At 50.9% G+C, this 14,723-nt stretch carries 18 protein-coding genes; 9 read left to right on the top strand and 9 right to left on the bottom strand.

Annotation, left to right across the window (positions count from 1 at the left end; genetic code table 11):
* The 3 genes from sthA to B2067_RS01855 all read right to left on the bottom strand — a co-directional run.
* Positions 1 to 1,069, bottom strand: a 1,069-nt coding sequence (sthA, locus tag B2067_RS01865) for a Si-specific NAD(P)(+) transhydrogenase (protein WP_301387275.1), incomplete at its 3' end; no start/stop codon positions are given.
* 66 nt (positions 1,070 to 1,135) lie between these two features.
* Entirely contained in the window at positions 1,136 to 1,369 is a 234-nt protein-coding gene (gene nqrM / locus B2067_RS01860; protein ID WP_068435307.1) for a (Na+)-NQR maturation NqrM, read from the bottom strand.
* A 27-nt stretch (positions 1,370 to 1,396) separates the two neighbouring features.
* Positions 1,397 to 2,428 carry an FAD:protein FMN transferase gene (locus B2067_RS01855; protein WP_301387274.1) on the bottom strand — a complete coding sequence of 344 codons (1,032 nt, stop codon included), beginning with the start codon at positions 2,426 to 2,428 and terminating at the stop codon, positions 1,397 to 1,399.
* Positions 2,429 to 2,645: 217 nt separating this feature from the next.
* Here B2067_RS01855 and B2067_RS01850 point away from each other — a divergent pair, with 217 nt between their 5' ends.
* Positions 2,646 to 2,981, top strand: a complete 336-nt coding sequence (locus tag B2067_RS01850; RefSeq protein WP_084189078.1) for an ArsR/SmtB family transcription factor — start codon at positions 2,646 to 2,648, stop codon at positions 2,979 to 2,981.
* A gap of 8 nt (positions 2,982 to 2,989) precedes the next feature.
* Here the strand turns inward: B2067_RS01850 and B2067_RS01845 are convergent, their stop codons facing one another.
* Both B2067_RS01845 and B2067_RS01840 read right to left on the bottom strand, forming a co-directional pair.
* Positions 2,990 to 3,874 (bottom strand): DUF4062 domain-containing protein, encoded by an 885-nt coding sequence (locus B2067_RS01845; protein ID WP_301387273.1) that lies wholly within the window; start codon positions 3,872 to 3,874, stop codon positions 2,990 to 2,992.
* Positions 3,875 to 3,910: 36 nt separating this feature from the next.
* Complete coding sequence (locus B2067_RS01840; RefSeq protein WP_068441050.1) at positions 3,911 to 4,852, bottom strand: AEC family transporter; 942 nt, start codon at positions 4,850 to 4,852, stop codon at positions 3,911 to 3,913.
* Between the two features lie 77 nt (positions 4,853 to 4,929).
* Here B2067_RS01840 and B2067_RS01835 point away from each other — a divergent pair, with 77 nt between their 5' ends.
* From B2067_RS01835 to B2067_RS01825, 3 genes are read left to right on the top strand one after another with little or no spacing between them, the layout of a single operon-like run.
* Positions 4,930 to 5,268, top strand: coding sequence for a hypothetical protein (locus tag B2067_RS01835; RefSeq protein ID WP_068441053.1), 339 nt, complete (start codon positions 4,930 to 4,932; stop codon positions 5,266 to 5,268).
* A complete protein-coding gene (locus B2067_RS01830; protein ID WP_068441056.1) occupies positions 5,268 to 6,356 on the top strand; it encodes a class I SAM-dependent methyltransferase in 1,089 nt (362 codons plus the stop codon). The genes B2067_RS01835 and B2067_RS01830 overlap by 1 nt, the downstream gene beginning before the upstream one ends.
* On the top strand, positions 6,356 to 6,967 hold the full coding sequence (locus B2067_RS01825) for an IMPACT family protein (RefSeq protein WP_301387272.1): 612 nt from the start codon (positions 6,356 to 6,358) through the stop codon (positions 6,965 to 6,967). The genes B2067_RS01830 and B2067_RS01825 overlap by 1 nt, the downstream gene beginning before the upstream one ends.
* On the opposite strand, the gene B2067_RS01820 is transcribed toward B2067_RS01825, so the two are convergent.
* A complete protein-coding gene (locus B2067_RS01820; RefSeq protein WP_068441062.1) occupies positions 6,953 to 7,333 on the bottom strand; it encodes a hypothetical protein in 381 nt (126 codons plus the stop codon). The two genes, B2067_RS01825 and B2067_RS01820, sit on opposite strands and share 15 nt — an antisense overlap.
* A gap of 193 nt (positions 7,334 to 7,526) precedes the next feature.
* Between B2067_RS01820 and B2067_RS01815 the strand changes: the two genes are divergently transcribed.
* The 3 genes from B2067_RS01815 to B2067_RS01805 all read left to right on the top strand — a co-directional run bounded on the left by B2067_RS01815 (position 7,527) and on the right by B2067_RS01805 (position 10,171).
* Entirely contained in the window at positions 7,527 to 8,057 is a 531-nt protein-coding gene (locus tag B2067_RS01815; RefSeq protein WP_068441064.1) for a hypothetical protein, read from the top strand.
* A gap of 69 nt (positions 8,058 to 8,126) precedes the next feature.
* Positions 8,127 to 9,506: a tRNA 5-hydroxyuridine modification protein YegQ gene (yegQ, locus tag B2067_RS01810; protein WP_301387271.1), complete on the top strand. Its 1,380-nt coding sequence runs from the start codon at positions 8,127 to 8,129 to the stop codon at positions 9,504 to 9,506.
* The gene (locus B2067_RS01805; protein WP_301387270.1) at positions 9,503 to 10,171 is read left to right on the top strand and encodes an RluA family pseudouridine synthase; all 669 of its coding nucleotides are present in this window, start codon (positions 9,503 to 9,505) and stop codon (positions 10,169 to 10,171) included. Before yegQ ends, B2067_RS01805 begins: the two co-directional genes overlap by 4 nt.
* A gap of 966 nt (positions 10,172 to 11,137) precedes the next feature.
* On the opposite strand, the gene B2067_RS01800 is transcribed toward B2067_RS01805, so the two are convergent.
* Entirely contained in the window at positions 11,138 to 11,899 is a 762-nt protein-coding gene (locus B2067_RS01800; protein ID WP_301387301.1) for a DNA-binding protein, read from the bottom strand.
* A gap of 310 nt (positions 11,900 to 12,209) precedes the next feature.
* On the opposite strand from B2067_RS01800, the gene B2067_RS01795 reads away from it, so the two are divergent.
* Together B2067_RS01795 and B2067_RS01790 are read left to right on the top strand one after the other, a co-directional pair.
* On the top strand, positions 12,210 to 12,593 hold the full coding sequence (locus tag B2067_RS01795) for an STAS/SEC14 domain-containing protein (protein WP_068436090.1): 384 nt from the start codon (positions 12,210 to 12,212) through the stop codon (positions 12,591 to 12,593).
* Positions 12,586 to 13,203, top strand: a complete 618-nt coding sequence (locus B2067_RS01790; RefSeq protein WP_068436093.1) for a cation diffusion facilitator family transporter — start codon at positions 12,586 to 12,588, stop codon at positions 13,201 to 13,203. The genes B2067_RS01795 and B2067_RS01790 overlap by 8 nt, the downstream gene beginning before the upstream one ends.
* Before the next feature lie 215 nt (positions 13,204 to 13,418).
* Here B2067_RS01790 and B2067_RS01785 read toward each other — a convergent pair whose 3' ends face one another.
* Both B2067_RS01785 and B2067_RS01780 read right to left on the bottom strand, forming a co-directional pair.
* Entirely contained in the window at positions 13,419 to 14,015 is a 597-nt protein-coding gene (locus B2067_RS01785) for a DsbA family protein (protein WP_301179663.1), read from the bottom strand.
* A 133-nt stretch (positions 14,016 to 14,148) separates the two neighbouring features.
* A partial coding sequence (locus B2067_RS01780; protein ID WP_301387269.1) for an efflux RND transporter permease subunit occupies positions 14,149 to 14,723 on the bottom strand: 575 nt, incomplete at its 5' end.

Below are 14,723 nucleotides of genomic sequence, written 5' to 3'. Positions count from 1 at the left end.
CCGACGAAATCTCGGGAATCGTATAAATGCCCGTAGGTACTTCATCGACAAAACGGAACTCCTCTGGCGACGAAATAATTGCCGCCGCTGCCCGGCCCTGATCATAGGCTGCAGATGCAAGTGCCGGCCAGCCAATCACATCACCAATAGCATACACATGGGGCACTGCCGTACGGTACTCACCATCGACATCAACCTGACCTCGGCTATTCGTTTCAAGCCCGACGTTCTCAAGACCGAGACCGCCTGTATTACCTGAACGACCTGCAGCCCAAAGGAAAGCATCCGCCTTCACTTTTTTACCCGAAACCATGGTCATAGTTACGTGACGCTCATTAGCTTCAACGGAAGAGAACTGTTCGCTGTGACGAATCAGAGCGCCCTTGTCACGCAAGTGATAGCTAAGCGCATCAGAAATTTCATCATCAAGGAAGTTGAGCAGGCGATCACCCGGGTGGATCAGGTCAACTTTAACCCCAAGGCCCGAGAATATTGACGCGTACTCACAACCAATCACACCTGCACCGTAAATAATAATGGTACGTGGCGTGTGCTCAAGGCTGAGAATGGTGTCTGAGTCATAAATACGTGGATGATCGAAATCGATCCCCTTCGGACGCCAGGGGCTTGAACCTGTCGCGATGACAAATTCATCGGCAGTCAGACGGGTATTGGCCTGAGCACCGGCCATAACGTCCAGCGTGTGCTCATCAACGAACTGAGCCTTGCCTGTATAAACGCTGACGCGATTGCGGCCATAAAACTCAGTCCGCAATTTCACCTGCTTGGCAATGACCTTCTCAGCGCTTTTCAGGACCTGAGGGAAAGAGAACCAGCGCGGCTCCCCGATTTCCCGGAACATTGGGTTGGTATTGAACTGAATGATCTGCTTAACCGCATGACGGAGGGCTTTGGATGGAATCGTCCCCCAGTGGGTACAGTTACCACCAACCATTTTCTTGTCTTCTACGACAGCGACTTTCTTGCCCTTTTTGGCTGCATTCATCGCAGCCCCTTCACCCGCAGGGCCTGCACCTATAATGACGACGTCGTAATGGTATTCCGCCATGAATCTGAAACTCCGTTATAGCAATCAGTTATGTCTATTGTAGGCAATAATCAATGAACTGCTGGATTAGCGCTTAGTTGCATCATAAAAATCGGCACCATCGGATGCCTTGGCTGCCTCTTTGCTCTCTTTTTCGCAACGCGACTTATCGCCACCACAGACATCACAGGCCTGTTCCATGCCGATAGCGCTCATGCCGCCGCACGAACCTGATATAGGTTTACGCCCCATAATCACACCAATAGCCATAGCAGCAACAATGGTGAGCATAACACCGAAGGCAACAAGAATTGTCGACATAATCAAACTCCAGAATGATATGGCTGATCAGTGGCCCGCAGAGCCAAACATCCGCTCAAATGCTGATGAAGAGGCTTCTTTGAAACCATCGCCATCACGAATAATAAAATAAGCCGGCAGGTCATTCGCTTCCGCCAGCGCCATGGCAGCCTCAGGCCCGGCCACGTTGAGTGCTGTAGCCCAGGCGTCTGCCAGAGAACAGGTTGGAAGAATCACACTGACCGACGCCAAAGCGTGACGAATCGGATAACCCGTCAGTGGATCAATTGTGTGTGAATACCGTTGACCATTTTCTTCAAAATAGTTCCGGTAATCTCCCGATGTAGCGACCGCGTGATTTCCGGGTGCGATGATTTTCTGGGCTGAATGACCGACTTCCATTACGGGCCGCTCAATTGCGATACGCCAGTCACCCGAGGGTTTGGCACCTCGGATACGGACCTCTCCACCGATTTCAACAAGATAGTCGCTTATCTCCATGGCTTCCAGGAGTAGACCTATGTCATCAACAGCCCAACCTTTAGCAACCGCAGACAGATCGATGTACAGCGGCACGTCCATCAGAATCTCGTTTTTCTCCTTATCGAGAGCAAGCTTATTCATACCTGTCATCTCAAGAAGCTGATCTACCTCTGCCTGGCTTGGTACGCCCTCTCGCTCTTCTGGCCCGAACCCCCACAGATTCACCAAAGGCCCTACGGTTACATCAAGACGCCCCATACTGTATCGGTTGATGTAGCTGGCGTCCTGAAGCACCGACATTAATTCCGGGCTTACTTGCACGGGCTTTCCCGCCAGCGTCTCAGAATTGGAATTCAGGCGCGACAGTTCAGAGTTCTTTTCATACGTAGAGAAGACTGAAATCAAGTGGGCGAGCCTGTCCTCAACCTGCTCGTGTACCTCTGTCGGTGTCGCCTCGCCACCAAACCAACTGATGTGATACTGCGAACCCATAGTAAACCCAGAAATACGGCGTAGCTCTGACTGAGGTTCAGAGCAGGAAGCCATGAAGACAACACTCAACAGGATTACTAAGACAGTCTGGAGGTTCTTATTCATTGAAACAAAAGCCTTTTTCATAATTGCACGAAGTATACAGAGTGACTGTAACTTCCACCACGATGGAGAGTTGCTTTTCCGTCTTATACCCAAAAGCATGGGAAGAATTACGAAATAGAATGACAAAATAACTTAACGGTTATATTTCAGATGCAAACCATACGATATAATGAGACTGAGAATTGCTTTTGAAACGATACATCGAGTACCGGACACCATGTCGAACAATGCAGAATCTATGTCAGACGAAATGCTTGAGCTGATTGCACAGAGATTCAGACTCCTGTCTGACCCAATGCGGCTGAAAATACTTCACCAACTACAGAGCGGCGAAAAGTCTGTCACTGAGCTGGTAGAGAACACCGGCGCATCCCAGCCTAATGTCTCCAAACACCTGTCGACTCTGCGCACTCACGGCCTCGTGAAACGTCGCCAGGAAGGCAATATGGCATTTTTCAGTATTGCTGCGCCTTTCATTTTCGATGTATGCAACACAGTATGCGACAGCATGAAGAGCGAGTGGGAACAGCGGTCGAGTCTGCTAGGTAGCTGAATCGCTCATTATGACGGGAGCGACCAGATCGTGCGCGCTCCCTGCCTCACATGCTCGACATACCCTTCTGATGACCAACCATCCAAAACTCTTCTGAATTGATTCCGCTCGATACGAACACCATCCACTGCATGACTTCCGGGGTTATCCGACAGCAATCTCGCCTTAACCTCAGCAGTCAAAACCTGTTCCATATGCGTTCTGAGACGATCTTCACTGGCACCGAGACGCAACAGCGGCAGAACGCTTCTCCAGATTCTGTCTGTCTTCATAGGTAGCTTAACCAGCTGGTGAGCAAGATTCCCTCCGCGATACACGTTGGCCTGTGCAATCAGTTCGATGTCTTTTCTTGGTGGAGTACCAAGTGGCGCAACTTTCGTTGGAAACGAACGTTCTGCCGCCCGGATGCGCGCACTGTCGTCGGCAACGGGCGCAAGAGCCTTAACATCGCGCTCCCAGTTCTTCAGGAGAGTTTTCACATGGACGCTCAGTTCATCCAGTAAGTGCCAGATTTTGCCTGACACCTGGCTCCGCACTTGCTGACGCAACTCCTGTAGCCTGACGTCACTAGTACGGCTGCCATCCATGCCCGTCTGCATCAGATAGTAAACAGGTTTGTGCAACGACTGTGCATAAACCAGCTCACGGTGCTGAAAGCTAATCCCAGTCGGCGTGGTTGGGCCATAGCTCTCACCCAGCAAAAGCAAGAAGGTGTCCGCCTGAGCAATCTGCTTCTTCACTAATTCCCAATCGTACTGAGCGTAGCGTGCATCCCAGGCAAGTCCTGCGCCCACAGCACCGGCAAGGGCGATGTGTCGATCGACCTCAAAGCGCGCTGCGGCATCATCTGGCAGGCTGGACACATAGATTAGTAGATAGTCTTTGCTCGGCATTTCCGTACGAAAGATAGGGTTCTGTTAAGGTCGCAACTATAACAGCCCAGACAGATTCAGGACATAGATAATCGTCGTCACCGTCACGCCTGACCCTAGCGTAGACAAAGCGATCACATCCGCCGTTAGACGGCTATCAGCATTCATACTCTTAGCCATAACAAACGCGGCAGCTGCGGTAGGAGAGGCAAACATAAGAGCAATCACTCCCAGCGCCGCCCCGGTTATCCCGATATAAACTGCGGAAATAATAATCAACGCGGGCAATGCAACCAGTTTAAGGGCAACGGCAGACCAGACCACCGAGTCCGCTACCAGCGCCCGACTCATTGTCAGTGACGCACCAATTCCTATAAGAGCCAGAGGGAGTGTTAATCCGGCAAGAATATCGCCGGTCTGAAGAAGCACCTGAGGCAGTTCCAGACCCAGACTGCGGACGACACCGGCAAGTGCAATGGCGATAATCAAGGGGTTACGGGCAGTCGTCATCAGCTGCTGCCCCCAGGAAATATCCCTGTCCCCGGACGCAAGTACCCAGACAGAAAGAAGATTATAAACCGGCGTAACCACAGCCAATACGAGCGCTCCCAGTATCGCGCCCTCTTCCGGGTATGCATTGAGGCACAGCGCAAGCCCGACAATCCCCAGGTTAGACCGGAAAGCCCCCTGAACAAAGGCCCCATGACGATACGGTGCGACCCCCATAATCTTCGATACGACAAAGACAAGCACGAAGGCACCCAGTGAAGCTGCCAGAGAAAACCACACCAGAGGCAGGTGCTGAGAAACCGCCATGTCAGCGGTAACAATCGCCAGAAACATGAGCACTGGCAACGACACATTGAACACAAGTCGCGATGAGGTCGCTACGAAAGCATCATCGATATGCTGTTTATGCCGGAGGTAAACACCCAACACGACAAGCAGCACGACGGGCACAGTAATGGATAGAGTCTGGATAAGCAGTGAGATATACATGGTGCGGAGTATACACCCGATGAAAACAGCATGTGAGTCAGGTAAAATGCGGTTTCACTTTTCCTGAAGCAGCCACCATGACCCGTAAAAAGAAAACCCGCTCGCTATCGCGCATCCATCAGGTGAAAACCGGAAGCATCAAAAAGCTAAAGCGAGAGGCTGGCACCGATCGTCAAAGCGGCAAGCGTACCAGCAAAAAAAATAAGTCTGTCTTCGAGAAGTTCCTTGAGTCGAATCCAGAAGCCAAAAAGCAACTGAAAGTCGACCAGGAAGCAGCAGCACGCAAGAAAGAAGCTACGCAGCGTGTGGATTCGCAAAAAGACCGTGAACACAAGCGCGAAGAAGAAACCAAAGAAAGAGATCCAGATCTGCTTAGCCTGCTGGACAACAATAAGCGCGACGAAGACCTGTACTGATGCCCCACTGGCCTAAAGCCGATCTGAACCTTCGGTGCTATCCCGATGTGCCTGCTAACGTCAGCATGCCTTGGGATGCTGCTGATGAATTCCTGATTAATGAGGCGGCCCAGCCGGTCAGCCTCATATTGAATGATCGCTACGGCGCCCTGTCCTGCGCGTTTCCAGAGGCTCAGATATGGCATGACAGTTTCTGCGCCCAAGTAGCGACACAACAGAACCGGAGCGAAAACGGACTGTCGGAAGCAGAGTTTCTAAGCCACCCTGACCTGTCTGATGCCTTCGCTCATGTCAAATCTGACGGTGAAAACTCAACGGTCCTGATCCGTATTCCTAAGCAGAAAGAGCAGCTGGCAGAACAACTGCACTACCTGTCGAGGGTGTCTCCTGATGCCACGGTTCTTCTTGCCGGAATGGCGAAGCACATCCCAATACCACTATTAAACTGGCTTGAGGAGCATGCTGGCTACTACGAACAGCTGCCAGTAGTGCGCAAGGCCAGACTGATAAAAATACGAGGGTTAGCCGGATTCAGAGACCTGCTACCATCCACCCGCAGCTATGAAATCAACGGCTTTTCCCTGTCAGCACCGGCCGGGGTCTTCTGCGGTGATCGCCCAGACCCTGGGGCACGTGCAATGCTGAAGCACTTACCTTCCAACCAGACCGGAATTATCTGTGATCTTGGGTGTGGTAACGGCATTCTCTCAGTACATCTTGCCAGCAACAATCCGGAAGCAACCATCATAGGTACCGACGACTCTCAGCTGGCAACCCTCGCAGCCAGAGAAAACCTCAGGGCCAACTCTCTGAAGGGTGATATACGTCAGGGCAACATTTTGTCGTCGGTTGAGGAAACCCTGGATACGGTTATCTGCAACCCGCCATTTCACGATGGCCACAAGCAGCTGACCTCCATCGCCGAGAGCATGTTTCACGAAAGCTTTCATCAACTACGTAGTGGCGGCGAACTCCTCGTCGTCGCCAATCGCCACCTGCCCTACACCAAAGTGCTGAAGCGGCTGTTCAGAAATGTAGAACTGATTTCCGATGATAAACGCTTCAATATTTACCGCTGCGTTCGTTGATGCTCGTCTTTCCACTCATCAGTTTTGCTTACGAAACAGACGTTAAAAACAGTCGTTTTATCGCTGAAGTAATGCCAGTAACCGAGACTGAGGCGATCAGAGCACGCCAGCAGGAACTGAAAGACGCGCACCCGAAAGCCAACCATGTGTGCTATGGCTTTCGCGTGATGAATGCCGAAGGCCAGGTTTCTGAAGGATTCAGTGACGATGGTGAGCCCGGAGGAACCAGCGGTCCGCCAATACTGAGAGTGATGCAGCATCACGACCTGATCAACTGCGCGATTCTGATTACTCGATACTTTGGCGGTATAAAGCTGGGAATGGGCGGTCTTCAGCGTGCATATAGCGGCTCAGCATCAAATGCCATCATGAATACCGATCAGGAAAACTGGGTTGAATGGCGACCTGTCAGCTCAGTTTGCCTGAGCTGCGATTTCAAAAATGAAGCGCAAGCCCGCTACATCGCGGGCGAAGCAGGCGCCAGCATCGATAAAGAAGAGTACTCTGCGACTGGTGTTACCCTGACATTATCAGTCACTGAGGATCAGGAAGCCTTCCTGCGAAATCACCCGGATGCAAGGTTATTCGAAATCGTGTCAGGCACGCCTTAGAATTTCTGGAATCTCGCATGGCTCGCGGACGGGGTGAATATTGATATTACCAACGCCTGCGCCAGCCAGACGGTTGTAGATATCGCATGGAGAAGCTTCAAAACGCAGGCACAGTACCGATTTATCCGCGCATATACGTCTCACCGAATGAACGCGACATACGCCTAGACTTTCAAGGTGGGCTTTCTGCTCGTCGTTAGAGGCGCGCAATTGCATCTCGAATTCACGAAACCGGCCACTCTCATCCCTCAGTTCTGCGAGTTCACGCTGATTGATTACGCTCTCAAATCCCATTGGGGTGAGCTGATTAATATCGACTGATAGTTGCGTGCCAGAAACATCTACCAGTGTAAGCTCAGTATTCATAGGCCTTGCCGCTTAACTGTACACATAATAGACAATAGACAACGCTGAGATTTATGCAAAGTCAATACTACATGGCACGCCACTTTGTAAAACGAGAACTGTCATACATGCTTCACCATAACCTTGTGATCAAGCTCTCATTGCTACTTTTTCTGTACAATAACCTCCTACCAATAATCACGGAGCTCAATCAGTGCCATCCGATACACACCTCAGTCCGATTGCCCGCAGTGCCTGGTGTCTCGCGCTTATCGACAGCTGCATTCCACATCTGACTCTTGAAGAAAGCGAGACTGCTTCAAACTTTGATCACTGGAAAAAAGCAATATCAAAACTCAGGGCTTTCATCAGCGGTGAGTTGAAGTCAGAGTCGAACCTTGAACGCTTCTACAACGCATTTTCTGACTGGGAAGCCACCTTCGAGAACACTGACTCCCTCAATGGACGCATCTCTGCTTTGGTGTTTTCTGCGACCCACACAGCGTTTGCGGCTCTGTTTGATGAAGATTCGGATGACACCTCACTCATACGAGGCAACATTAACGATCTCCATCAGGAGCTTGAAGCTCTCGGCGGCGACGGTGAAGGACTGGCCGACTATTGGAAGGAGCTGGACAGCGAATGGACATCAGCCCTGAGCAATGTAAAGCAAAGGCCTATCTCTGGTGCCATTCTGCGCTCGCTCGCAGACGTTGACACCTCGCCTTTCGGGTTGTCCTCCTGATCCGTCGCAGCTGCCAGAAATACTAAATTATGCTAGTCTCCGCGCTCGAATTTGCGCGGAGGCTACACCATGACCTTTACCCCAGAACTGCTATCGCCCGCTGGTACGCTGAACAACATGAAATACGCGTTTGCCTACGGTGCTGACGCTGTATACGCCGGCCAGCCAAGATACAGCCTTCGCGTGCGTAATAACGACTTCAACATGCAGAATCTTGCCACAGGGATTGAGTACGCTCACAACCTTGGCAAGCAGTTCTATGTCGCCAGCAATATTGCGCCACACAACTCAAAGATCGCGACCTATATGCGCGACATTGAACCCGTCATTGAAATGAAGCCGGATGCGCTGATCATGTCAGACCCCGGCCTGATTATGATGGTCAAAGATAAGTGGCCGGATCAGGTCATTCACCTCTCCGTTCAGGCGAACGTCGTCAACTGGGCCAGCGTCGAGTTCTGGCGTCGTCAGGGTGTCAGCCGGATCATTCTGTCGCGCGAACTGTCGATTGAAGAAATCGCTGAAATCCGCGAAAAGTGCCCCGAAATGGAAATCGAAGTTTTCGTTCATGGCGCACTCTGCATCGCCTACTCAGGACGCTGCCTGCTGTCAGGCTACATGAACCATCGCGACCCCAATCAGGGTACCTGCACCAACGCTTGCCGCTGGAAATACGACGCCCACGAAGCGGAAGAAACCGCCGGCGGCGATGTTATTCCGAAAGGCGTCAATGAATTCGACCCAACCCTCGGGCGCGGCGCAACATCGGATAAGATATTCCTGCTGCAGGAAGGCAACCGCCCTAACGAATACATGCCCGCGTTCGAAGACGAGCACGGCACCTACATCATGAATTCGAAAGACCTGCGCGCCATTCAGCATATCGAGAAACTGGTCGAGTTGGGTGTTCACTCTCTGAAAATTGAAGGTCGCACTAAGTCGCACTACTACGTTGCCCGCACTGCACAGGCGTATCGCAAAGCCATTGACGACGCAGTGGCAGGCAAAGGCTTCGACCGGGGCCTGATGGAAACCCTTGAGAACATGTCGAACCGTGGCTACACCGAAGGCTTTTTCCGTCGACATGTGCACGACGAATACCAGAACTACGAGCGCGGGAACTCAGCCTCAGTACATCAGCAGTTCGTGGGTCAGGTGACCGAAGTCCGCGATGGTCGTTTAACCGTTGAAGTGAAAAACCGCTTCCAGAACGGCGATACCGTTGAGCTGATGACCACCGCGGGCAATGTGACTTACACGTTGAATGACATCCGCGACACCGGTGGCAATCCGCGCGACGACGCACCGGGCTCCGGCTTTATTGTCACCCTTCCGGCAGACGGTCTTGAGCACTTGCCGATGAAGCGTGCCATGCTGATCCGCAACCTCCCAGATGCTCCAGACCAAAGCGCAGTGATCGCCGCCGAACAGGTGACGCCAGCATCATGACTGAGGGTCGGCACACCTCACAGCGGGATACCCGCCACATACCGAACGACGGCCTGATCCCGCCGCTCTATATCGACGACGACATCATCGTCGTCAACAAGCCTGCCGGCCTGCTAAGCGTGCCGGGGCGGTACCTGAAGGACTCCTGCGTCAGTCGACTCGAGGAACGCTATGGCGAGATTCTGGTGATTCACCGGCTGGATCAGGACACCTCTGGCATTCTGGTGTTTGCCCGCGACAAAAAAGCGCTGAATACCGTCCAGCGCCAGTTTGAAGCCCAGACCACGCGCAAAGTCTACGAAGCGGTCGTGATGGGAGAAGTATCCGGCAATCAGGGGTGCATCAACCTACCCATCATCGTCGACTGGCCAAATCGTCCACGCCAGATGATCAGCCACACGGACGGCCGTTATGCACTGACACGCTGGCAAAAACTCTCTGTGGAGAACGGTAATACCCGCGTCGCGCTGTTTCCGAAGACCGGTCGTTCGCATCAGTTACGCCTGCATATGCAGCAGATCGGACACCCGATTGTTGGCGATACGCTTTACGCAGGCGATGCTGCGGAGTCAGAACCAAGACTTTGCTTGCACGCGAAAGAGCTGGATTTTGGTCACCCAGCAACGGGGGAGCGCATGGAGTTCAAATTGGAGCCCGGCTTTTAAACAGAGTCAGCAGTCAAAGCCACTGATCCTCCCGGCGAACCTCCCGCGCAAACGCCGATGAAAACGCTTTAAGGCGTGATTTCGCCAGGACATTTCGTCCCTCTGCGTTTCGGGTATAGATTAACTCTGCCGGCCCGACATACCGCTCCCAGTTTCGATGAAAGGCCTCAGCATTACTTTTATTCAAGGCCAGCTTCAGCGGTACTGCATGAAAGTCAGAGCGGCCATAACTACCCTTTCGTCTGATCAAGTACCTTGGTGAATCAATTGGGCTGACGACCTCAGCTAAAGCATCAGAAAACATAGACGATTCATAAAAGGTACCACCTAACATTCCAACAAAGTAGGTTCCATCTGCGTGCTTTATTCGCTCTACAAATAGCTGTTTCCTTGGGGTTTCGATGTATCCAGCCTCTGCGAGACTTGAGGCAACCGCTTCACCAATTTGTCCCAGAGAGAGGGTCGGCCGTCATCCTGGAAAAATTCACCAAAGCTGGCCTAACCTACTGTTTTTATTGAAAATATCCGAGACAAGTTTTTAGGTGGCCGGTAAAACTCCCAAATTTAGCCACTTCGAATGCAAACCCCTGGCGCCACTCGATTTTTTGGAAATTACGCGCAATTACGCATGGTATGCGTAATTCGATATAACGCTGACTTCTGCTATCGATTTGCACCGCTCTTTGGGCTAAAATTGCGCAGCCGACCGGGTATGAGCCCTCTCTGTCGGAAAACAGCAATAGGGTCTGCGAAGCGCCTGAGGTGGCCAGCGATAAGAGCAAATACCCTACTGAGCCTGAGAGCAGCAGGTCATCCACTGGCTTCCGGGGTTTTACTTCTTTCTTCCAGTAAACGATTCATCATTTCTGTCTTAATTGAGATTTCCGTTTCCAGCTTGCCAATCGATACAGACGCCTGGGCTTTCCAGGCGAGCAGCTCTTCATTCAGCCTTTTAAGCTTATCGAGTTACTCTGATTGTTTTTCGAGCTCGGATAGTTGGGTTTTGAGTGACTCGACTTCTGCTGATTTCGACTCCAAATTTGTTATTAGTTTGCGCTGCTCGGCTTCCAGCTTTGCAACCGTTTTCTGTGTGGCGCCAAGCTCAGCTGCCAATCTTCCGTTGTCTTTGTTCAGCTGCGTGATATCACCCTGCTTAACAGAGAGTGTTTGATTTAAAGTCCTGATTTCAGCTTGCAATTGCTGTACTTGGTGCTCATGTTTTCGTTGATCTTGCTCACGCTGATCCTTAACGGATTGCCGGTAATGCTCCATCTCTTCGCGGTTGTGACGATGCTTTTCTTCCAGTGACTCGATCTGAGCCTGCTTCTCGGCTAACAGTACTTGAAGCTTTTCGTTGGCTTGATTGGCTTTGGCAGCATTTGCTTTCAACGTTTCTTCGGAGGCTTTGCTGGCATCATGATCGGAGAGCACGACTTTCAGCTCACGCTCTTTTGTTTCTAAAGTGTTATTTGTGTTGGCAAGCGAGCTTTCGAGTTCTTGAATGCGATCGGTAAGTGACCTTACCTGGCTTTGATGCTTGGTTTGATGTTCTTCAACTAGAGATTGAGCCTCCTGGCGGAGCACTGAGGCAAGGCGTCCGACAAGCTCTTTTATAGGCTGGCTGAGCAGAGCCTCATCATCCAATCGAGCTGACGCCTCTTCTTCGATCTCGCGCAAATAACGATGGATTGTGGACCTAGAGCCGGTATTTCCCAGCTCTACGCGAATTGCGTCCCAAATCGATGACCGATCGGGAATTTTTTAAAATAGATTACTCTTTTTTCTTAAACGTAATGTTTATCGCTCTATCGGGCGTATTTATATATTGGTGGTATTCGAAAAAAGAAGGGTCGATGTCAGCAGATAGAAGTATTGGGGACTGGATATTGCTGGTGTTACAATCATTGCTTATGCTTGGCTGGCGATTGGTTTGGTGGTGCTCCCACTTGCACAATAATGAATCCATAGTCACGAGAGTAGTCACATCTACAGAATACTTGCTCTAACAGCCACTTAAAAATGCCTAGAGGGAAACGTTATGCTTGATATAGCAGAAGAAAATGAACTGGTCCGAATTAAAGCCAGAGGTACGCCCGGAGGTTCAGATTATGATCGCTTCGTGCCGATCTTCGAGCGCATAGCGGCCAAGGAATCAGCTTCAGTTCCCATGCTCATCGAGCTCGCGTCCAACTTCTCCGGCTGGGACTTAAGCGGCCTTTGGCGCGATTTAAAGTTCGATGCGAAACACCAGGATAAGTTTGGCCGAATTGCTATCGTGGGTAACAAGAACTGGCAGGAATGGGGAACGAAGCTTTTCGACCCATTATTCCCCTCCGCTGAAATGCGCTTTTTTGACTCCAATGAAATAGACAGCGCTGAATTATGGGCGAGTGCTGGTCATGGAGATATTGCCTATGAGTGAAGCCAATTTTGATCTCGATTCGGCTGACAAGCGTCGCACGCTTTGGATTGTGCTCTGGCTAAACGTGGCTATCGCGGTGGGGTTCTTGGCGACGGGTTTTGTCGGTGACTCCAACGCGCTTATCGCCAACGGCCTTGATAACTCATCCGACGCTATTGTGTATGGATTAAGTCTGCTTGCCTTATCTCGTTCTCGCACGTGGAAGCGCGGCGCGGCACGTTTTTCCGGGATTATGCTATTAATCTTCGCCGGCGGCGTGGTGCTAGATGCGATTCGTCGCTATTTTGAGGGATCGGAACCTGCGGGCGCAATGATGATGACGATGGCTGTCATCGCAGCGGTGGTGAATCTTCTGTCACTCTACCTGTTGAAGAAATTGCAAAGTAAAGATGTAAATTTGCGCGCAGCGACCACTTTCAGCATGAATGATTTTGTCGCAAATGGCGGCGTGATACTTGCGGGCATCATTGTTATCTGGACAGGTTCAAATTTGCCGGACTTGCTGGTAGGGATCGCTGTTGCATGCATTGCACTCTATGGTGGCATCGATATTTTGCGGGATGCTCACATGGATAAACATGATGAGCATGGCAACAAGCATGGCGAATAAAGCAAGTATTTACGAGCATCACAAAAACGCAACGGCGATCAATACACTGATTCCACAAGGCGGCGGTGATCATTATCAAAACCATCGCCGTCCTGGAGAATAGATCGCCTGCCGGCAATACCCGAAAGTCATTTCATCCTCCAAAATGTTCGTATTAAAAAGCGCGAATAACTTTGCCCCCTATTCGGATTTATTGGTGGCTGACCGGCGAGAGTCTAGAGTGCTTTGTTGATCAAAGCGTCTATTTGCTCAATAGTCTTTTTGCCCCGTACGACCTTGCCATTAACAACAAACGTGGGCGTACCGATTATATCAAATTCTGTTTTGGCTTGCAGTTGCACGGCTATTATAGCCTGGTCTTGACTCGGATCATTGATGCAGGCATAAAAGTCTTCCTCATCTATGTTGAGGGCGGCAGCCTGCTGAATCAGCGCTCTGTCAACATCATCCGCCTCGGCCCAAGCTCCTACTCGCGCGAACAACACATCTAGCATCTTATAGTATAGGTCACCAGCACAGCGCGCAGCCACCGCGCCGCGTATTGCCGCATTGCTGGTTGGAAAATTACGATAGATAAAACGCACTTGGCCAGTATCGATATATCGTGATTGTATGTGCGGCAGTACTTCTCTGTGAAAATAGATGCAGTAGTCGCATGTTAACGAGCCGTACTCGATGATAGTCACCGGTGCCTGTACGCGGCCAAGCGCAACCTCGTCATCAGCAGTTACCGGATATACTGACAGCATCACAATGGTAAAAAGCAGAAATTGAATCCATAAAGTTGGTATTTTTTTCAAAAGTATTTTCATTATATTTCCCTTGCTTTGAAGTTGCTGACGGCAATTTCAGGCCTCTGTTATTATAAATAATTTAGTACATCAGCTAATCGCCACGACGACTCAGCCGGAGTTAGCTACCCCGGCTTTCGCCGGGGTATGACAATTATTTGCTAACTTTGTTATCTCGGCGGTGGACCCACTGATACAGCACCGGAAGTACGAGCAAGGTTAAGATAGTTGAAGAGATAATCCCTCCAATCACAACTGTCGCGAGTGGTCGTTGAACCTCTGCACCGGTACCGGTATTCAGTGCCATCGGCACAAACCCCAAACTTGCGACAAGTGCCGTCATTAAGACTGGCCGTAGTCGGATCATGGCTCCGTCTACGATGGACTGGGTCAATTCTCCCGTCTCATGCCAAAGTTGACGTATGAAAGCGAGCATCACCAGACCATTCAAAACGGCTACGCCTGATAAGGCAATGAACCCAATGCCAGCAGAGATCGATAACGGCATATCACGTAAATACAGTGATAACACGCCACCAGTGAGCGCGAGGGGCACACCACTGAAAATAATCAATGCGTCTTTGAGTGATGCAAAAGCCATGACCAGTAAACCCAAAATCACCATCAAAGTGAGTGGCACCACAAGGGATAGTCGCTGACTGGCCGATTCCAACTGTTCAAAGGTGCCGCCGTAATCTAACCAGTAGCCTGGAGGGATATCGGCTTTTT

Source organism: Thalassolituus sp. UBA2590, assembly GCF_002339775.1.
Taxonomy (GTDB): domain Bacteria; phylum Pseudomonadota; class Gammaproteobacteria; order Pseudomonadales; family Oceanobacteraceae; genus Thalassolituus.
Note: the sequence above shows the minus strand (reverse complement) of the source record. Positions and strands in the feature narration are given on the sequence as shown.